Here is an 18608-nt window from a genome sequence, read left to right as displayed (position 1 = left end):
ATTTCGTGGCGAACGCTTTTCCACAAGGCACAGTGCATGAGGCTGGCGACGACCTGCGGACAGCCTTGCAGGCGGACCCCGCCATTCTGGCGCTGTGGGAAAAGCTGACGCCGCTGGGCCGGAACGAGTTCATCTGCTGGGTGGATGACGCGAAACAGCCCCAAACGCGCCAGCGCCGCATCGAGCGAACCCGCGAGGAACTGCTGGAGGGAAAGAAACGCCCCTGCTGCTAGGCGGGGTGCATCCATCGCACTGACAAGGCGCCCGGCAAATGGCAACAGGCGGTGCTGATCGACCAGCACGAGAAGAAAAAGCGGTAGATCAGGCGGAGGGCTCGGCCGCTTCCATGCGTCACCGGCAAAGGCCCTGCGAGGCCATCTCGCCCGGTTCCCTAGGCGCAGCCCCCTCCGGCCCGCCTCGCCCTATCCTCTAATACGCCCGTGCGATGGCGAACTCGACGCCCTCGACCAGCGCGTCATGCGCCACGCCCTTGGGAAAGCCGCCGATCGCGTCGATGGCGCGCTGGCCATAAAGGCGGGCGCGGACAAAGGTGTCCGCAATGGCGTTCGTCTCCGCCAGATAGGTCTGCGCCTCCGCCAGATCGTCGTCGCTGGCGCGCAGGCCGCTCATCGCGTCCTTCCAGAATTGCCGCTGCACAGCATTGCCGCGCGCATGGGCCAGGATGACCGGCAGCGTCACCTTGCCATCGCGGAAGTCGTCTCCCGCATCCTTGCCCATGGTCGCGCCGTCCGACACATAGTCGATGGCGTCGTCCACCAGCTGGAACGCGATGCCCAGATTGCGGCCATAGGCGTCCAGCGCCATCTCGCAGTCCGTGTCCCGCTCCGCCACCACGGCGGCGATGCGGCAGGCGGCGGCGAAAAGCGCCGCCGTCTTGGACGCGATGATGTCGAGGTAATTGGCCTCGTCCGTGTCGATGCGGCGCTGCGCGGTGAGCTGGTTCACCTCACCCTCCGCGATCACGGCGGAGGCGTTGGAGAGGATCTTCAGCACCTTGAGCGAGCCGTCCTCGACCATCAGCTCGAACGAGCGGCTGAACAGGAAATCACCGACCAGCACGGAGGCGCTGTTGCCCCAGATCATGTTGGCGGTCGTCTTGCCCCGGCGCAAACCGCTGCCGTCCACCACATCGTCATGCAGCAGGGTGGCGGTGTGGATGAACTCCACGGCGGCGGACAGCTTGTGATGCCGCGTCCCCGAATAGTCGAGCAGCCGGGCGCAGGCGAGGGTCAGCATCGGGCGCAGCCGCTTGCCGCCGCTGGCGATCAGATGGCCCGCCAGTTCCGGGATCAGGGGGATGCGCGACTGCATCCGGTTGAGGATCACCGCGTTCACGGCGTTCATGTCGTCCGCGACCAGCGCGATCATGGGATCGAGCGACGGCGCGCTTTTCCGGTCGAGACGGTGAATCGTTGCGCTCATCCCCGCGCGATGGCAATGGCGGCGCGGATTGGCAAGCGATTTGGCGTTCGGACCTGCCCAAAAATGGGTAAGCGTCGCCGGAAATCCCCTTCGCACGCCCACCGACCGGAGAACAGGCCTTGGACGACATCCTGCAACGCTACCGCCAGAGCATAGACAATATCGACGCCGCGCTGGTCTTCATGCTGGCCGAGCGGTTCAAGATAACCCAGGCCGTGGGTGAGCATAAGGCGAAGAACGCCCTGCCCCCTGCCGACCCCGGCCGCGAGGTCGCGCAGGTCTCGCGGCTGCGCCAACTGGCGGAGGATGCGCAACTCGACCCGGATTTCACGGAGAAATTCCTGCGCTTCATCATCGACGAGGTGATCCGGCATCATGAGCGGCTGCGGGACGCCTGAGCGGGGCGCCAACGCGCGGGACTGGCGGCGCAGGACGGTACATGCCCTATCCGCGCATGGTGCCTGACCCCCGCAAGGACTTTGCCGTGCCGGGCGACGGACAATCGTGGAGCCGTCCCGCTGCGCGGCGCAGCCCAAATACCCCGCCCTACCGGCTATAATATCCCTCCCTTTCCTTTCAGCATATTCCATGGAATACTGCTTTGCCGACTGACGCGAAGGGGGACGCCGATGTGGAAAGCACTGGAGATAGTTGGGATATTGGGCGGTCCGGCGACATTGGTCGGCATCGGGCTGAAGGCGCTGAGCTTTGACGATGTAACCATCGCCAAGATCAGCGCCATCATATTGATAACGACCCTGGTGCTGGTGTGCCGGGAATGGATAAACCGGGTCATCCGCTCGCACCATATTATCGTGCTGGTGCTGGCGTCACTCACCGTCTTTGCGGTGATGCGCCCCGTCGGCAAGAGCAAGGCGAACATCCCGGCGACGACAGCCATGACCAGCGGCCTCAACGTCATCGGGTCCGCCAACGACATATTGGCGGACAGCAAGGCCGACAGCATCGGCGCCCATATCAAGCAGGTCCATGAAGACGTGGCCATGTATGGCCTGTCCTTTCACATCACGCTGGACACGTTCGGCGGGGAAGTGTGCGACGCGCTGAAACGGGGCGTCAGATTCCGCATCATCATGCCCGATCCCCAAGGCGCCACTTTCGAACAGGCCGTCACATCCGCCGGGGACGATGTGGAAAACTCCCGGACGCTGGTGGAAAGCACGATCGCACGCATCCGATCCGTCAACCGATGCGCGGCCAAGGCGGACGCCTCTCGCAAGATCGAACTGGTGTTCGTGGACGAGATCCCGAACCTGCGCGTCTATATCTTCGACCAGAGCAGCAAGGGCATTTCTGGGTTCATGATCCCCTATATCGGCGGCTTCAACTCCCAGACCATGCCCGCCTTCGAGATATTCAACGACAGCCACGGAATCATGAAGAAATATGCAGCCGTGTTCGAGAGCAAATGGGTGGCGGGAAAGGCGGTCGAGATCTGACGGGACCGGCTTGCCCCTGCCCCCACCACCCGCGGCCATTCGCCACACGGTAGAACCGCCTTATAATGTAGAACCACGCTATAATAATGTCCCGCCACTCGCAACGACCCGCGTGCCCGTGACCCAGCGCGCGGCGGGCGAGGCGAGGAAGGCGACCACGTCGGCAATGTCGCCCGGCTGACCCACCGCCCGCAGCGCGGTGGTGGCCGCCATGCTGGCGACGAACGCCTCGCTCTGCATCGCGTCGCCCAGGAAATCGGTGGCGGTCGCGCCGGGGGCGACGCTGTTCACGGTGATGCCGCGCGGCCCCAGCGTCGCCGCCATCGACCGGCTCATATAGTCCAGCGCCGCCTTGGTCGCGCCATAGGCCACGAAACCGCCGCCGAAGGCCATATGGCCGACCACCGACGAGATGTTGATGATCCGCCCGCCTTCCGGCATCCGCTGCGCCGCCGCCTGCGCCACGAACAGCGGTGCGCGGACGTTGAGCGCGAACACCGCGTCATACTCCGCCGGGGAGATGGACAGGAGGTCGCGGCCCATGCCGATGCCGGCATTGTTGACGAGGATGTCGATGGGCGGATCGCCGCGCGGCTCAAGCTGCGCCGCGATGGCCGCGAACAGCGTCTCGACGCCGTCCGTCGCCGTCAGGTCAGCGCCCGCGATGCAGCCCGCACCGCCCGCCGCCACGATGTCCGCGACGACCGCCTCCGCCCTGTCCCGCGCGGCGGCATAATGGACGATGACGAAAGCGCCCTCCGCCCCCAGTTTCAGGGCGATGGCGCGGCCGATGCCCCGCGATGCCCCCGTGACGAGCGCAACCTTGTTGGCGAGCGATCCCATGCGCCTCTCCTCCCCTGCCCGCCACGCCGGATCGGGCGGCGGCGCATCCTCATAGCATGGCCGCGCGCGCCATGGGCAAGAGGCTTTGCGCGCGCCGGGCGGGGAGCAAGAACAGGCGCGCGGGCGCCTGCGGGACAAGCCTCTCATCTGCGCTCTTGCGGCGCGGCGGGAGGAGGGAAATAATAAGGCACCCGATCATGGGCCATTATGAAGGGTTCGCGCGCCTGCCATGACCATATCCCTCCCCGCCTCCCTCCTGGCCGACTATCAGTGGCAATTGTCGATCTATGCCGTGGTGGGCATCGCGGCGCTCAGCCTGCTGGGGCGGCAGGTGGCCGGGCTGGTCCCCACCTTCCGGGCCGCGCGGCAGCGCAATCAGGAGACGTTCCGACACAAGATGGAACGGCCCAGCTATGCCGCCAACCATGCGTGGAACAACAAGTGGTCGGGCCTGTATTTCGTGGCGATCTTTGGCCTGATCCTGCCCTTTTGCCTGACGGCGGCGCCCATGCCGTGGTGGCGTGTGCCGCTGGATATCGTCGTCATCCTGATGTTCTACGACTTCTTCTATTATCTCACCCACCGCTTCCTGTTCCATGACAATGGCGCGCTGGGCGGGCCGTTGAAGTGGATGCATGCGGTCCATCACCGCCAGCATAACCCGTGCCTGCGCGATTCCAGCTATATCCATCCGCTGGAGGTGGCGATCGGGCTGGGCCTCTATGCCGCCAGCATCTTTGTGCTGTCGCGCTTCATGGGGGATTTCCATGTGGTGACGATCGTCATCACCTTCGTCGCCTTTTCCCAGATCAACCTGCACAATCATGCGCTGTGGGAGGCGGAGGGCTTTCCGTTCCGCTACCTCGCCTATGCGTCGCGGATGCACCACCATCATCATGCCCGCTTCACCGGCGGCAATTATGCGACCATCTCGCTGCTGTACGACTGGATGTTCGGGACGCTGGACAATGGCGAAGGCTGGGGGAAGAACGTTCGGCCCGTGAAGAAGCCTATAGCGCAGGCGGTGCAGAGCGAGGGGTGAGGGTTTTGCGTCCGTCACCCCGGACCTGATCCGGGATCCCGCTTTCCCGGTGATGCTACACTCTGAAAAATAGTGTCACACCGGATCAAGTCCGGGGTGACGGAGATTTATGGACCGATGGAACCGGGGCGGTCGGCCATTGCCCACCGCCCCCGTCCATAATCAGGCCGCCGAAACCGCCTCGGCGCCCACACGGCGCTTGAGCAGCACTTCCGCGATCTGCACCGCGTTCAGCGCCGCACCCTTGCGCAGATTGTCGCCGACCACGAACAGCGCAAGGCCGCTCTCCACGGTGGGATCGACGCGGACACGGCCGACGAAGACCGGATCCTTGCCGGTCGCTTCCAGCGGATTGGGCACCGCCTGCACCACCACGCCCTCTGCCTTGCCCAGCAGTTCCAGCGCCTGCGCCGGCGAGAGGGGACGCTCGAACTCCGCGTTGATCGACAGGGAATGGCCGCTGTACACCGGCACACGGACGCAGGTGCCCGACACGGGCAAGCCGGGGATTTCGAGGATCTTGCGGCTCTCGTCGCGCAGCTTCAGCTCTTCCTCGGTATAGTCGTCCTCACCCAGCACATAATTGAGCGGCACGACGTTGAAGGCGATGGGGACCGCCCACTTGACCGGCGCGGGCAGGTCCACGGCATGGCCGTTCGACGCGAGACCGGCGGTATCCTTGCCAGCGCCCGCCTGAATCTGGCCGTCCAGTTCCTCGATGCCCGCGATGCCGCCGCCCGACACCGCCTGATAGGTGGAAACGACCAGCTTCTTGAGGCCCGCCGCGTCATGCAGGGGTTTCAGCACCGGCATGGCGGCCATGGTGGTGCAATTGGGGTTGGCCACGATGCCGCGCGGCAGATTGTCGAGCGCGTGGGGGTTCACCTCCGCCACGACCAGCGGCACCTGATCGTCACTGCGCCAGGCGCTGCTGTTGTCGATCACGACGGCGCCCGCCGCCGCCGCCTTGGGCGCCAGTTCCTTCGACGTGCTGCCACCAGCGGAAAAGAAGACGATGTCCAGACCGGCGAAATCAGCGGTGGAGGCGTCCTCGATGACGATGTCGCGGTCCTGCCAGCGGATCGTCTTGCCCGCCGAGCGCGCGGACGCGAAGAGGCGCAGGTCGCCGACCGGGAAATTGCGCTCCGCCAGCAGGCCGCGCATCATCTCACCGACCAGGCCGGTTGCGCCGACGACACCAACATTGGGATTAGACTTCATATCCTACGTCTCCTTCAATCTGCGGAGGCGCGGGGGATAGTGACCTGTTCAAAAACAAGTCGCCCCGCGCTCGGCGGGGCTTGGTCCAGTATCCTCGCGGATTATCCCGCGTGACTACCCGACCGCGCCCCACCGGGGAACGGTTTAATGGTAATCGGCGTGAAAATAGCCTTGGACATGGGGCGCGCCTTTAACGATGCACGCCCCATCCGTAAAGCCCCTTATTTCTCCAGCACATATTGCACGGACAGCGTGACCGACGTGGACAACTGCCCCGGTTCGACCGATGTGCCCTTCGCCGCCGAGTCCGCGCGAACCATCATGGGCGCGGGAAAGACCCGGCCCGTCTCGCCCCCTTCGGAGATGGAGAGCAGCCGCACGGAACGGTATCCGCTCTGGCGCGCATAATATTCCGCCCGCGCCTTCGACGCCGCGATCGCCTTGGTCCGCGCCTTTTCCAGCACAGCCGTATCGTCCGCGATGCCGAAGGTGGGACCGTTGATGTTGGTCGCGCCCGCGCCCACCATCCGGTCGATCACATCGCCCGCCGCTGCGATCTTGCGGATCTTCACGGTCAACTGGTTGGACGCCTCATAGCCGATGAACTTCGGCCCCTGCCCATCCGTCCGGTTGTTATAGTCATATTGCGGGTTCAGGTTGATGCCGCTGGTCTGCACATCCTTGCGGTCGATCCCCGCCTTCAGGATGGCGGCGATCAGCTTGTCCACGGCGGCGGCGTTGGCGCTCATCGCCTCCTTCGCGGTCAGCGCGCGGGTCTGCACCCCCGTGCCGACAGTGGCGAGGTCGGGCGCGCTGTCCACGCTTTCGGTGACGGACAGGTTCACGACCGGCCCGGTGACGGGCACGACGGAGGGCGCCGACTGCGCCATCGCCGCGGCGGGCAAGGCGGCGGCGGTCATGAGCATGAGGGGGAGAGCGGCCTTCATAGATGGTCCTTCCTGTAACCGTCGTTTCTGCGTGGCCCGCCAACGCGGCAGGCCTGCATACTGTTCCGCCCATGTATCGACCGGGACATGAACGGGTTGTGAGTTGGATGTTGGCTGACGTTCAGGTGAGGATGGCGGAAGTCGCCAAAGGTGATCGCACGGGTCGCTTGCCCGCTAATGACCGCCGTCCAACAGTCGTCACCCCGAACGTGATCGGGAGTGAGGCTGCTTTGGAGCGAGCATAGCGGGGGCGGCAAGCAACAGAAGAGAGCGGAACTCCGGATCAAGTCCGGGGTGACGGCAGGGGGAATATTCCGCAACCGCATATCGTCCGCCATGGTGGCAACCCCGTCCTCCGCCCTTGCCCCCCGGCCTGCAACCCGGTAGCGGACCCAGCATGGCAGCCCCTATCCTCTCCTATGAAAATCTCGGCCTCAACCAGGGCGTGCAATGGCTCTTTCGCGGCCTCGACCTGCATGTGCAGGAACGCGACCGGCTGGCGCTGATCGGGCGCAACGGCGCGGGCAAGACGACGTTGCTGAAACTGATCGGCGGCGTCATCGAACCGGACGAGGGCATCCGCTCCGTCCGCCCCGGCATCAATGTCGTGATGCTGGAGCAGGATCCGGACGTGTCCGCCTATGCCACGCTGCATGATTTCGCCTGCGCGGGCGACAATGCACCGCCGAGTTACGAGATAGAGGCCATCGCGGACCAGATCGGCATCGACCTGTCGCGCGAGGCGAAATCCGCGTCGGGTGGCGAGCGTCGCCGCGCCGCCATCTGCCGCGCGCTGGCGTCCGAGCCGGACCTGCTGCTGCTGGACGAGCCGACCAACCATCTCGACATCAGCGCCATCGACTTTCTGGAAAGCTGGCTCAGCCGCTATAATGGCGCGTTCATCACCATCAGCCATGACCGGACCTTCCTGACGCGGCTGACCAAATCGACCATCTGGCTCGACCGGGGCACGCTGCGCCGGCAGGAGATCGGTTTCGGCGGGTTCGAGGCGTGGATGGAAAAAGCCTATGCCGACGAGGCGCGCAATGCCGAGCGGCTGGACGCCAAGTTGAAGATCGAGGAGCATTGGCTGCATCGCGGCGTCACCGCGCGGCGCAAGCGCAACATGGGCCGCCTCGAAAAGCTGCACGAAATGCGGGCGCAGCGCGCGGCGATGATCGGGCCGCAGGGCACGGCAAAGCTGGCGGTCGCATCCGACGACAGCAAGACCAAGAGCGTGATCCACGCCGAACATGCGACAAAGGCGTTCGGGACCGGCGAGAATAAGCGCACGATCATCAAGGATTTTTCCCTGCGCGTGCAGCGCGGCGACCGTATCGGCCTGGTTGGCGGCAATGGCGCGGGCAAGACGACGCTGCTGAAACTGCTGACCGGAGAATTGCAGCCCGACGAGGGGCAGGTGCGGCAGGCCAAGACGCTGGACATGATCTTCATCGACCAGCAGCGCAGCCTGATGGCGCCGGAAAAAACCGTGCGCGACGTGCTGGCCGAGGGGGGCGACTGGATCGACGTGCGCGGGGTGCGCAAGCATGTGCATGGCTATCTGAAGGAATTTCTCTTCGACCCCAGCCTTGCCGAGGCGAAGATCGGCACGCTGTCGGGCGGCGAGCGGTCCCGCCTGCTGTTCGCGCGGGAATTTGCGCGCGAATCCAACCTGCTGGTGCTGGACGAGCCGACCAACGACCTCGACCTCGAAACGCTCGACCTCCTTCAGGAGGTGATCTCCGACTATGAGGGCACGGTGCTGATCGTCAGCCATGACCGTGACTTCCTCGACCGCACGGTAACGGTCACTTTGGGCCTCGACGGGTCCGGTCTGGTGGATGTGATCGCGGGCGGCTATGCCGACTGGGAGGCCAAGCGCAAGGCGAAGACCGCGCCCAAGGCCGTGAAGAGCGCGCCCACGCCCCCGCCACCGCCCAAGAGCACCACCAAGCTGACCTATAAGGACCAGCGTGACTATGACCTGCTGCCGACGCGCATCACGGAGATAGAGGCGGCCATCGCGCGCGACGAGGCGCTGCTGTCCGACGGCGATCTCTATACGAAGAACCGTGCGAAGTTCGATGCGCTGACCAAGGCCGTTGACGCGGCACGGGCGGAAAAGGATGCGGCGGAAGAACGCTGGCTGGAACTGGCGGAGCGGGTCGAGGGGCTGGGCTGAAACGCCCCCACCCGTCCCCGCGCCGGAGGAGCCGCCATGGCCCGCAAGAAAGTCTATCTCACCGCGACCCTGCCCGACGGCTATGTGAAGACCATCGGTCCCACGGCGTCCGGCTTCACCCATTATTGGCGGATCGTCGCGGTGCTGGCCAATGGCAAGACGGAGGTGTTCTGGGGCCATACCAAGTCCGCCGTCGAGGCCCGCAAGAAGCGGACCGCGACGGTCGAGGCGGCCGCCATGCGCGGCTGGACACGTTATGATGTCGATATCGTCGAACTGGTCGAGACATACGGGCCGCCGGAGGGGTAAGCGGTCGCCCCCTCGCCTTTTCCCCATCCCCACCCTACATAGCGCCCCACCCCGCGCACAGGAGGACTGCCATGACGAAGCCGATAGAATGGGATCAGCCCGCCACCCTGATCGACCTGGCGGGCAAGGCACCGCTGATTTCCACGATCCAGGAATGTGTCCGCCATTTCAGCGCGCTGAAGGCCGTGCATCGGGAAGAGGCCCGCATCCTGCTGACCTATCCCGTGCATCGCGAAGGGCAGAAGACGCGCACCTGGCTGCTGAACCCCAACGAGATCGCCGCATGGGCCGATCAGTTGCGCGCGCTCCAGAACTAGGGTTCCGCGTTCCCTATTCAGCGCATAGCTTCCGTCACCCCGGACCGGATCCGGGTTCTCGCTTCCTTTGACCATGGTTTGAAGAAAAGCGGGAAGCCGGATCCGGTCCGGGATGACGGTAACGCCTGCGAATGTCGGATTGAGTGGATCGGGTCATACCGGCAGGCCGGAACATCGCCGGATTGAGGCGTTCCCTCGCCCGGCATTTTGTCGAGCCTGAGCATGACGAAAATGGCCGTCGGGGCACCCGCAGCGACATCAGCCGATACGATAGTAATCCGCCACCCTGTCCAGCCCGAAGCCCAGCACCAGCTTCCCCGCCCGCGCGGGCCAGCCCAGCGCGCTCTCCGCCGCCGCCAGTCCCTCGCACGCGCAGACCACGCGCCACAGCACATCCTTCAACCCCGGACCCGCCGCGTCCAGGGCGCCGCGCAGCCGGTCGCGCGCGGCCATGCCCGCCAGTCCCGGCTCCACCGGACCCGGTGCGCCGCGCCGCCCGCCTCTGGCGCCGCCGCTCGCCAATGCGCCCACGTCCCAGCACATCGTCACCCGCGCGCCCATGCCTGCCATTTCCCAGTCGCGGCGCAGAACCTCCCCCGCCTCATACTGCCGCCGGGTGACGAGGCCACGCGCCTGCAACCAGCTCAGCGGCGATTCCGCCAGATTGACCTGCACCCGCCGCGCGACGCCATCCGCATCCTCCACCAGCCGTTCCACCATGCGCGCCGCCGCCCTGACCGCCCGTGCCATGTTATCTCCTCCATGTTGCTGGATTTTTTCCCTTGCCTGACGGTCGCGGCTGTAGGACAGCACTAACCGCGCGATTGTACTGGACCCGAAATGATTACGCGAATTCGCGATGTGCGGAAGGCCAAAGGACTGACCCTTGAGGAGGTGGCGGCGCGGTGCGTCCCACCGACGACGGCGCAGACCATCGGGCGGCTGGAAACCGGCACCCGCACCGTGTCGGTCAAATGGCTCAATCGCCTTGCCGCCGCGCTGGACGTGGCGGCGGCGGACCTCGTCGACCTGCCCGACAGCGCCAGCGTGCCGGTCGTCGCGCTGCTGACGCTGGACGGGGCCGCCGCGCCGACCCGACCCATGACACTGGTCCCGCCGCCGGTGCCCGCCGGGGCGCTTGGCATCCGGGTGCAGGCGACGCTGGGCGATTATCGCGCGGGTGACGAACTCTGGTGCGAGCAGGTCGGCCCCGACCGCTTCGCCCGCGCGCTCAACCGCGACATCGTGGCCCCGCGACCCGGCGGGCGCTTCATGTTCGGCCGCCTGATCGAGCAGGACGGCGATACGCTGCGCATCCTGCCCCCCGGCGCGGGCCAGCGGCAGGTGGTCATCACCCGCGCGCCATGGATCGCGGTTCCGGTACGGCTGATCCGGGGCCTCTGAACGCGCCCTCAGCCGAGGTTATAAAATCCCCGGACGACGGCGATGCGGCCTTCCGCGTCGAAGACGAACTGGTCCACCACTGGCGCCAGCCGTCGCCGCCGGTCCGCAGGGCCAATGTCGCAGGCCATGATCGCCACCGCCTCCCGCCCGCACACGATGATCTCGTCGGTCAGCCAGATTTGCACATCGTTCCGCACGATATTGTCCCAAAATGGGCCAGTGACCTGCGCCCGGCCCTGCGTCCGGCTCAAGCCCACCGGGTCTTCCTGCACCACATCCTCCGCAAAGAGCGACGCCCAGCCCTCCCGGTCCTTTTCGCACTGGACCCGGCAATAGCGGTGGATGGCGGCAACGATGGTGGCATGGTCCGTCATGATGCTCTCCTCGCGATGATCCTGCCCCGCCTCAGCCATGCCAGAGCATCCCCCACACATGCGGCCCGTCGTCCGGGATGTCGAACTCGGCCACCGTCCTGAATCCGACATGCCGGTAATAGCCGAGATTGTCGGGGTTCATGACCTCGACATAGACGGGCCGGCCCGCCGCACCCGCGCGCGTCAGCCCCGCGCGGATCGCCGCGCCGCCCAGCCCGCGCCCCTGCGCGTCCGGTCGAACGCCGATGAACTGGAGATACCACCAGTCGCCATCGCGCGGCTGGTGCGCCTTCAGCGTCTGGCTCAACAGTTGCGACCGCTCGCGCCCGCTGCGAAAGGCCCGCGCCATGTCGCGCAGGCCGCGCAGTGTCTCCCAACGGCCCGGATGGATGCGCCCCGGCTGCCGCCAGAGCGACACCGCCGCCCGCTCCCCGGAACAGAGCGCGACGCCCTGCGCCATCGTGCCGGCCAGGATCGCCTGGAAGAAATATGGCAGTCGCGCCAGCCGGTCGTCCCGGTCGGGCCATATCCAGCGCAGGCCCGGATCATCGGCAAAGGCCGCGCAAAGCGAGGCGGTCATCCCGCCCCGGTCACGCCGCGTGGCAGGACGCATCACAGGCGCATTCATCCCCGGTCCGACCGCCTGCCCCATCCCCGCGTCAACCCTCTCCATACCCGCCCCCTTATTTTGAGAACAATGTTCTCATCTGGCTATCAGCGGGCCGTGGGCCGGTCAAGCCCTCTCCCGCCGAACGATCCGCACCGTTCCGCGCGTCGATTTAGCGATCCCTTAGCCTCCGTTGCGCTATGCCCTGCGCCATGCCAGCTTCCGCGCCCCTCCACGTCCTGACGCTCTCCACGCTGTTCCCTAGCGGACCGCAGCCCAATTTCGGCATTTTCGTTGAGCGGCAGACGCGCGCCCTCGCCGCCCGCGCGGGCGTGGAAGTGACCGTGATCGCGCCGATCGGCCTGCCGCCCTTCCCGCTTCGCCTCGCCCCCCATTATGCCCGCAGGCGCGCATTGCCGGTGCGGGAGGAGCGCAACGGCCTGACCGTCCACCGCCCCCGCTTTCCGGTCATTCCCGGCACTGGCGGCCGCTGGACCGCCGCGCTGATGGCCCGCGCCATCGCGCCGCTGGTCCGCAGGCTGCACGCCGAGCGACCCTTCGATGTGATCGACGCCAGCTTCTTCTTCCCCGACGGTCCCGTCGCGATGCGCCTGTCCGCACTGCTCGGCGTTCCCTATTCGGTGAAAGCGCGCGGGGCGGACATCCATCATTGGGGCACGGCCCCCGCGACCCGCACCGCCGTGCGGGAGGCCGGGCAGCGGGCGGCGGGGATGCTGGCCGTGTCGGGCGCGATGCGCGAGTCGATGATCGCGCTGGATATGCCGGGGGAGCGCATCCGCGTCCATTATACCGGTGTCGACCTCGACCGCTTCACACCCGGCGACCGGACCGCGGCAAAGGCGGCGCGCGGCCTTGCAGGCTTTACCATCGCCTGCGTCGGCGCGCTGATCCCGCGCAAGGGCCAGGCGCTGGTGATCGACGCCCTGCACGCCCTGCCCGACGCCACCCTGCTGCTGATCGGTGAGGGACCGGACAAGGCGGCCCTGATGGCGCAGGTCCAGCGCCACGGCCTTGCCGGGCGGGTCCGCTTTCTCGGCTCCGTGCCCCATGGCGAGCTGCCCGGCTGGCTGGCCGCGTCGGATGCGATGTGTCTGCCCTCCGCCTCCGAAGGTCTCGCCAATGCGTGGGTGGAGGCGCTGGCCAGCGGCACGCCCATCGTCATCAGCGATGTCGGCGGCGCGCGCGAATTGCTGGACAGCCCGGCGGCGGGCCGCATCGTGGAGCGGACGCCGCAAGCCATCGCCGCCGCCCTGTCCGAGCTGCGCGCCAATCCTCCTGCGGCGCAAGCCGTCCGTGCACCCGCACTGCGCTTTACATGGGATGCGAATGGGGAGGCGCTGGAGGCGCATCTGCGCGCCTGCGCGACTCGACCGGGGTAACGCAGCCCTGCGGGGATTGGAGCAAGCCCCAGACCGCGTTCGACAGTCTCAGAAAATCCGTGTCGTCATCCCGGACCTCTTCCGCGATCCCGCTTTTCTAACAGCTATGAACCCCGGATCAGGCCCCAGGAAACGGATAGCGGCGGCCATGCCCCAGCCCCGTTCAGCCCAGCGGCATCAGCGCCGCGACGATCCACCGTTCTTCCTGCCGCAGCACGCCCCAGGCGCGGGCCGCCGCGCGGCTGTCCATTGCCTCCACGCCGATCCCGCGCGCTTCGACGGCGGCGACGAAAGCGCGGGGCGGCTGTTCCAGCGAAGCGCCGGTGCCCAGCAGCAGGAATTCGGGAAGCGGGTCGAGCGCCAGCAGCCCTTCGATCATCGCCGGCACCAGTCGCGCGACGCCATCCGGCGCGGCCCATTCGACCGCGCGTTCCGGATCGAGCATCACGCCCTGTGCGAACAGGGTCTCGCCAACGCGAAAGCCATGGCCCGAAAAGCCCCGGACGACCGGCCCGGCGACCGGCCCTTCCCTGCGGAATTCCATCAGTCGGGGCCTGTCCGGTTCAGGGCTGGCGCTTGCTGACGCGCTCCGCATCGCCCACCGGCCCGGACTGGGGCTTGCGGTCGACCGCCTGCGGGGTCAGGCCCAGCGTGATGAGCAGCGAGGAGGACACATAGACCGACGAATAGGTGCCGATGATGATGCCCAGCATCATCGCCGCCGTGAAGCCGCGCAGCACATGACCGCCCAGCAGCAACAGCGCGGTCAGCGCCAGCAGGATGGTGAGCGAGGTCATGACCGTGCGCGGCAACGTCTCGTTGACGGACAGGTCGATGAGGTCTTTCATCTCCATCTTGCGATATTTGCGCATATTTTCGCGGATACGGTCGTCGATCACCATCTTGTCGTTGATCGAATAGCCGACGATGGTCAGGATGGCGGCGACGATGTTGAGGTCGAACTCCATCCGGGTGATCGCAAAGAAGCCCAGCGTCAGCAGCACGTCATGGACGATGGCGACAAAGGTGGAGACGCCGAACTGCCATTCGTAGCGGAACCAGCTGAAGATCGCGATGCCGACGATGGCCAGCACGACCGCCAGCACGCCATTCTGCACCAGCTCGCCCGACACCTTGCCCGACACCGCATCATAGCGGCTGAACTTCGCGCCGGGGAATTCGGTGCGCAGAGCGGTCTGCACCTTGGTCACGATGGCGTTGGTCGCGCCTTCGTCGTCCGTCTGCGGCGCGGGCAAGCGGATGGAGACGGTCTTGGGATCGCCGAACTGTTGCAGCGCGCTTTCCCCCACGCCCAGCGCGTCGACGGTCGATCGCACCTTGTCCAGGTCCGGCGGCGTCGGGAAGCTTTCCTCGATCATCAGGCCGCCGACGAAATCGACGCCGAGGTTGAGGCCGCGATGGACCGTGACCGCGACCGCCAAGACCGTCAGCAACGCCGTGATCGCAAAGGCCCAGTGACGGACGGCGACGAACTTGATGTTCGTATTGTCGGGGACGAATTTGAGCAGTTTCATGTGGTGTCTCCGCCCCTCAGATCACAATGTCCGTGGGCCGCGCATGGCGCAGCCACCGGGCCGCCAGCATGCGCGTGAACACCACGGCGGTGAACACCGATGTCGCGATGCCGATCAGCAGGACGATGGCGAAGCCCTTCACCGGGCCACTGCCCAGCGCCAGCATGATGCCGCCCGCGATGGCGTGCGTCACGTTCGCCTCGAAAATGGTGCGACTGGCTTCCTTATAGCCGAACTCGACCGACTGCACCACGCCCCGGCCCCGGCGGCGTTCCTCGCGGATACGCTCATAGACCAGCACGTTGGCGTCGACCGCCGTGCCGATGGTCAGCACGAAACCGGCGATGCCCGGCAGGGTCAGCGTGGCGTTGAGGATGCCCATGACCCCCACGATGACCAGCACGTTGATGACCACGGCAAAGTTCGCATACATGCCGAACCGGCCATAGCTGACGAACATGAAGATGATGACCGCCGCCACCGCGACGATGGAAGCGATGATGCCCGCGCGGATCGAATCGGCGCCCAGTTGCGGCCCGACCGTCCGCTCGTCCACCACGTTCAGCTTCACCGGCAGCTTGCCGGAGCGCAGCGAGATGGCGAGCTGGTTCGCGCTGTCGACGGAGAAATTGCCGCTGATCTGCGCGGAACCGCCCAGGATCGGCTCATTGATGTTGGGCGCAGACAGGACTTTGCCGTCCAGGATGATCGCGAACGGCTTGTTCACATTCTCCTGCGTCACGCGGCCGAACTTGCGGCCGCCCGATCCGTTGAACTTGATATTGACGACCGGGGCGCTCGACTGCTGGTCATAGCCCTGCGAAGCGTCGGACAGTTCGTCGCCCGACACCATCACCTGCCGCTTCACCGCGATGAAAGGGATGCCGCTGGGATTTTCGGGATAGGGCAGAACTTCGCTGCCGATGGGCGCGCGGCCCTGCGCCACTTCGGCGGGATTGGCGGTCGCGTCGACCAGCTTGAATTCCAGCTTGGCGGTCTGGCCCAGCAACGCTTTCAGCGCCGTCGGGTCTTGCACGCCGGGCACCTGCACCAGGATGCGGGTGCTGCCCTGCTGCTGGATGGTCGGCTCGCGCGTGCCCATTTCGTCGATGCGCTTGCGAATGATCTCGGTCGCGACTTCCATCGCGCTCTTAACCGCGGCGTCGAGGCCGGCCTGCGTCGGGGCGACGGTGATGGTGTTGCCATCCTTCACGGTCACGTCGAAATCGCGCTGGCCGGTCATGCCCGCGCCCTGCGTCATGGGACGGATGCGCTCCACGGCGGCATCGACCTGCTGCGGATCGCGAACCATGAAGGAGAGTTGCCCGCCCGTTGCGCTGATGTCGCCAATCGCGATCTTCGGGTCGCCCCGGCGCAGCTCCGTGCGGATCTGCTCTTCCATCGTGGTCAGCTTCAGCTTCGCGACCTCGGCCGGATCGGCCTCCAGCAGCAGGTGGCTGCCGCCGGACAGGTCGAGACCCAGGTTGACGCGCGGCTTCAGGAAACCGGGCAGCGGGGCAAGCAGGCGCTCAGGCAGGAAGCTGGGGACGGCACAGAGCATGCCGAGGATCAGCGCCGCCCAGATGAGCGAGACCTTCCATCGTGGGAAATCGAGCATGGGGTCCGATCAGTCGTTCGCGGCGGGCAGAGCGCCCGGCGTCAGCACGTCGCTCAGTGTCGACTTGACGGCCTTGACCTTCAGGCCCTGGCCCAGTTCGACATCGACATAGACTTCGTCGACGCGCACCACCTTGCCGACCAGTCCGCCGCCGGTGATGACCTGATCGCCCTTCTTCACGGCTTCCAGCTTGGCCTTATGCTCCTTCATCCGCTTTTGCTGCGGACGGATCAGCAGGAAATAGAAGACGGCGAAAATCAGGACCAGCGGCGCGATCTGGGCGATCAGGGCGCCGGTGCCGCCAGCGGCAGCAGTCGAGGTCTGAGCGAAAGCAGGCGTGATGAGCATGGGTTGCGGCTTTTCTTCTCTTGGGGGCAGGCTGTCGGAGGGGCCAAAAGGCCCGTGCCTGCCGAAGGCGGGCGGCTATCACATGGGCCGCGCCCACGCAACCGCGTTCGCCCTGCGGACGGCGGCGCCCCCTCTCCGCCGGGCAACGGCGTCGGCGCGCGGGGCGCTGTCCGGACCGCCCATACCCCCTGTCGACGAAAAGCTGCCAATGGGCGCTTGCCAATTCGAAAACTTCCGCCTAAATGCGCCGCTCCGGTCGGGACGTAGCGCAGCCTGGTAGCGCATCACACTGGGGGTGTGGGGGTCGGAGGTTCGAATCCTCTCGTCCCGACCAAATTTACCAGCTTTAACAAGCACTTAACGGGCAGCGAAAGCTGCCCGTTTCTGTTTGCCCGCTCTCATCTAGCGTATTTCTAGCTGGTTAACTCCTTTGTGCCGTTAGAGGCTTCCTCTTGTTCGCTCTGCGGCTTCGCTCGCACTTCTAAAGCAGCTGGAAAGCGACGACGCCTCATCCACAACATCGCCAGCGGAAGCGACGCATAAAGCAGGCCACCTAAAACCATAGACCATTGCGGTCCAGGTTTTGCCTCTAATGGCCAGTAAAACGCTGGTGCTAATTTCCCGAGATGATCGCTGAAAAGCCCTCCCGCAGCCATTAGGGCTCCCGCCAGCGCAGCGATGAGAGGGGCTGCAACGCCAACGGTCCGAAGCACCTTCTTCGGCAGGTGGAGAGCCAAACGCTCAATAGGGTTCCGTGAATTGAACGTGCTCAGGCCCTCTGGAATGCCCCGAAGTGTACCAAACCATTCGAGCTCTCGCCTCATGCCAGAGTGTATGAACTCGACAACGAATCCATCATTCTGATCTAGAAAGTCAAAATTGAAAAAGACCTGGCGCCTATCAATGGTGAACTTTACATCATTCACAGGCCGAGACTGCCGAACCAATTCGACCTTTAGGATTTGGCTTCCCTCACCAACAACCGCACGCAAGGGGTCCGCATCAGCTATTCGGCTGCCCTCTATCGTCGTGTTACCTGAGTTCCATATAATCGCCCGCGTCTTAGTTACGCGCTGGACAATTTCGCCTCCAAAGCGAATTTCCAGATGCTGGTCGAATGCGGACGTCGCGCTTCCAACAACTGCAATTTCCTCTGACTGCAAAGCAAGACGCGCAACCTGCTTTGATTTGAAGTAGAAATATACCGCCAGTGCTACACCGATGAATCCAAGCACGGTTCCGACCAACGGTTCGGATAAAAAAACCAATATCGACTGCATTTAATCGCCCCCTGGAGCGACAGCTAGCAATAGCTGATGCAGAAACGCAATGCAGTTTAAGGGCTTTACTGCCAAACCCCGCTGGCCTCCCAAGCGCGGAGAGCGTCCACCACGTCGAGGAATTCCGCGTCCAGCGCGCCCGCACTCACCGCCGCATACGCCCCGTCAACGAAGGCATCCCATGAGCCGAACCATATGACGATGGGCGACGGTCGCGGCTTCCGGCCCTCCTCAATCCGCTTCACGCGACGTTGGAGGGCACGGAGGCTCATGTG

Annotated in this window: 22 protein-coding genes and 1 tRNA gene; 10 read left to right on the top strand and 13 right to left on the bottom strand. The window is 65.5% G+C overall.

The window, feature by feature from the left end:
* Window positions 1–5: 5 nt before the first annotated feature.
* Complete coding sequence (locus LWE61_RS18115; RefSeq protein ID WP_234152062.1) at window positions 6–233, top strand: YdeI/OmpD-associated family protein; 228 nt, start codon at window positions 6–8, stop codon at window positions 231–233.
* A 196-nt stretch (window positions 234–429) separates the two neighbouring features.
* Here the strand turns inward: LWE61_RS18115 and LWE61_RS18110 are convergent, their stop codons facing one another.
* Window positions 430–1443 (bottom strand): polyprenyl synthetase family protein, encoded by a 1014-nt coding sequence (locus tag LWE61_RS18110; protein WP_234152061.1) that lies wholly within the window; start codon window positions 1441–1443, stop codon window positions 430–432.
* A 119-nt stretch (window positions 1444–1562) separates the two neighbouring features.
* Between LWE61_RS18110 and LWE61_RS18105 the strand changes: the two genes are divergently transcribed.
* Together LWE61_RS18105 and LWE61_RS18100 are read left to right on the top strand one after the other, a co-directional pair.
* Complete coding sequence (locus LWE61_RS18105; RefSeq protein ID WP_234152060.1) at window positions 1563–1841, top strand: chorismate mutase; 279 nt, start codon at window positions 1563–1565, stop codon at window positions 1839–1841.
* Window positions 1842–2072: 231 nt separating this feature from the next.
* The gene (locus LWE61_RS18100) at window positions 2073–2903 is read left to right on the top strand and encodes a hypothetical protein (RefSeq protein ID WP_234152059.1); all 831 of its coding nucleotides are present in this window, start codon (window positions 2073–2075) and stop codon (window positions 2901–2903) included.
* 78 nt (window positions 2904–2981) lie between these two features.
* Here LWE61_RS18100 and LWE61_RS18095 read toward each other — a convergent pair whose 3' ends face one another.
* A complete protein-coding gene (locus tag LWE61_RS18095; protein ID WP_234152058.1) occupies window positions 2982–3746 on the bottom strand; it encodes an SDR family NAD(P)-dependent oxidoreductase in 765 nt (254 codons plus the stop codon).
* A gap of 229 nt (window positions 3747–3975) precedes the next feature.
* Here LWE61_RS18095 and LWE61_RS18090 point away from each other — a divergent pair, with 229 nt between their 5' ends.
* Window positions 3976–4788, top strand: a complete 813-nt coding sequence (locus LWE61_RS18090) for a sterol desaturase family protein (RefSeq protein ID WP_234152057.1) — start codon at window positions 3976–3978, stop codon at window positions 4786–4788.
* 162 nt (window positions 4789–4950) lie between these two features.
* On the opposite strand, the gene LWE61_RS18085 is transcribed toward LWE61_RS18090, so the two are convergent.
* Together LWE61_RS18085 and LWE61_RS18080 are read right to left on the bottom strand one after the other, a co-directional pair.
* The gene (locus LWE61_RS18085; RefSeq protein ID WP_234152056.1) at window positions 4951–6009 is read right to left on the bottom strand and encodes an aspartate-semialdehyde dehydrogenase; all 1059 of its coding nucleotides are present in this window, start codon (window positions 6007–6009) and stop codon (window positions 4951–4953) included.
* 221 nt (window positions 6010–6230) lie between these two features.
* Window positions 6231–6956 (bottom strand): SIMPL domain-containing protein, encoded by a 726-nt coding sequence (locus tag LWE61_RS18080; protein WP_234152055.1) that lies wholly within the window; start codon window positions 6954–6956, stop codon window positions 6231–6233.
* A 397-nt stretch (window positions 6957–7353) separates the two neighbouring features.
* On the opposite strand from LWE61_RS18080, the gene LWE61_RS18075 reads away from it, so the two are divergent.
* From LWE61_RS18075 to LWE61_RS18065, 3 genes are all read left to right on the top strand, one after another.
* A complete protein-coding gene (locus tag LWE61_RS18075; RefSeq protein ID WP_234152054.1) occupies window positions 7354–9141 on the top strand; it encodes an ABC-F family ATP-binding cassette domain-containing protein in 1788 nt (595 codons plus the stop codon).
* A 36-nt stretch (window positions 9142–9177) separates the two neighbouring features.
* On the top strand, window positions 9178–9450 hold the full coding sequence (locus LWE61_RS18070; RefSeq protein ID WP_234152053.1) for a hypothetical protein: 273 nt from the start codon (window positions 9178–9180) through the stop codon (window positions 9448–9450).
* 71 nt (window positions 9451–9521) lie between these two features.
* Window positions 9522–9767 (top strand): hypothetical protein, encoded by a 246-nt coding sequence (locus tag LWE61_RS18065; RefSeq protein WP_234152052.1) that lies wholly within the window; start codon window positions 9522–9524, stop codon window positions 9765–9767.
* Between the two features lie 258 nt (window positions 9768–10025).
* Here the strand turns inward: LWE61_RS18065 and LWE61_RS18060 are convergent, their stop codons facing one another.
* Entirely contained in the window at window positions 10026–10517 is a 492-nt protein-coding gene (locus LWE61_RS18060; RefSeq protein WP_234152051.1) for a DUF6456 domain-containing protein, read from the bottom strand.
* A 90-nt stretch (window positions 10518–10607) separates the two neighbouring features.
* Here LWE61_RS18060 and LWE61_RS18055 point away from each other — a divergent pair, with 90 nt between their 5' ends.
* Entirely contained in the window at window positions 10608–11171 is a 564-nt protein-coding gene (locus tag LWE61_RS18055; RefSeq protein ID WP_234152050.1) for a helix-turn-helix domain-containing protein, read from the top strand.
* A gap of 8 nt (window positions 11172–11179) precedes the next feature.
* Here LWE61_RS18055 and LWE61_RS18050 read toward each other — a convergent pair whose 3' ends face one another.
* Both LWE61_RS18050 and LWE61_RS18045 read right to left on the bottom strand, forming a co-directional pair.
* Complete coding sequence (locus tag LWE61_RS18050; protein ID WP_234152049.1) at window positions 11180–11584, bottom strand: nuclear transport factor 2 family protein; 405 nt, start codon at window positions 11582–11584, stop codon at window positions 11180–11182.
* A complete protein-coding gene (locus LWE61_RS18045) occupies window positions 11577–12218 on the bottom strand; it encodes a GNAT family N-acetyltransferase (RefSeq protein WP_234152048.1) in 642 nt (213 codons plus the stop codon). Before LWE61_RS18045 ends, LWE61_RS18050 begins: the two co-directional genes overlap by 8 nt.
* A 146-nt stretch (window positions 12219–12364) precedes the next feature.
* Between LWE61_RS18045 and LWE61_RS18040 the strand changes: the two genes are divergently transcribed.
* On the top strand, window positions 12365–13552 hold the full coding sequence (locus LWE61_RS18040; protein ID WP_234152047.1) for a glycosyltransferase: 1188 nt from the start codon (window positions 12365–12367) through the stop codon (window positions 13550–13552).
* 163 nt (window positions 13553–13715) lie between these two features.
* Here the strand turns inward: LWE61_RS18040 and LWE61_RS18035 are convergent, their stop codons facing one another.
* The 4 genes from LWE61_RS18035 to yajC are packed head-to-tail and all read right to left on the bottom strand — an operon-like array spanning window position 13716 to window position 17053.
* Window positions 13716–14096, bottom strand: a complete 381-nt coding sequence (locus LWE61_RS18035; protein WP_234152046.1) for an MTH938/NDUFAF3 family protein — start codon at window positions 14094–14096, stop codon at window positions 13716–13718.
* 19 nt (window positions 14097–14115) lie between these two features.
* A complete protein-coding gene (secF, locus tag LWE61_RS18030) occupies window positions 14116–15087 on the bottom strand; it encodes a protein translocase subunit SecF (protein ID WP_234152045.1) in 972 nt (323 codons plus the stop codon).
* A 16-nt stretch (window positions 15088–15103) separates the two neighbouring features.
* Entirely contained in the window at window positions 15104–16705 is a 1602-nt protein-coding gene (secD, locus tag LWE61_RS18025) for a protein translocase subunit SecD (protein WP_234152044.1), read from the bottom strand.
* Between the two features lie 9 nt (window positions 16706–16714).
* Window positions 16715–17053: a preprotein translocase subunit YajC gene (gene yajC / locus LWE61_RS18020; protein ID WP_234152043.1), complete on the bottom strand. Its 339-nt coding sequence runs from the start codon at window positions 17051–17053 to the stop codon at window positions 16715–16717.
* Between the two features lie 257 nt (window positions 17054–17310).
* Here yajC and LWE61_RS18015 point away from each other — a divergent pair.
* Window positions 17311–17387 (top strand) — tRNA-Pro (locus LWE61_RS18015).
* Between the two features lie 79 nt (window positions 17388–17466).
* On the opposite strand, the gene LWE61_RS18010 is transcribed toward LWE61_RS18015, so the two are convergent.
* Together LWE61_RS18010 and LWE61_RS18005 are read right to left on the bottom strand one after the other, a co-directional pair.
* Complete coding sequence (locus LWE61_RS18010; RefSeq protein WP_234152042.1) at window positions 17467–18333, bottom strand: hypothetical protein; 867 nt, start codon at window positions 18331–18333, stop codon at window positions 17467–17469.
* A gap of 65 nt (window positions 18334–18398) precedes the next feature.
* Window positions 18399–18605 (bottom strand): hypothetical protein, encoded by a 207-nt coding sequence (locus LWE61_RS18005; protein WP_234152041.1) that lies wholly within the window; start codon window positions 18603–18605, stop codon window positions 18399–18401.
* Window positions 18606–18608 lie beyond the last annotated feature (3 nt).

Origin of the sequence: Sphingobium sufflavum, from assembly GCF_021403115.1 — a bacterium.
Classification (GTDB): domain Bacteria; phylum Pseudomonadota; class Alphaproteobacteria; order Sphingomonadales; family Sphingomonadaceae; genus Sphingobium; species Sphingobium sufflavum.
This window is presented reverse-complemented; position numbering and strand designations above follow the sequence as displayed.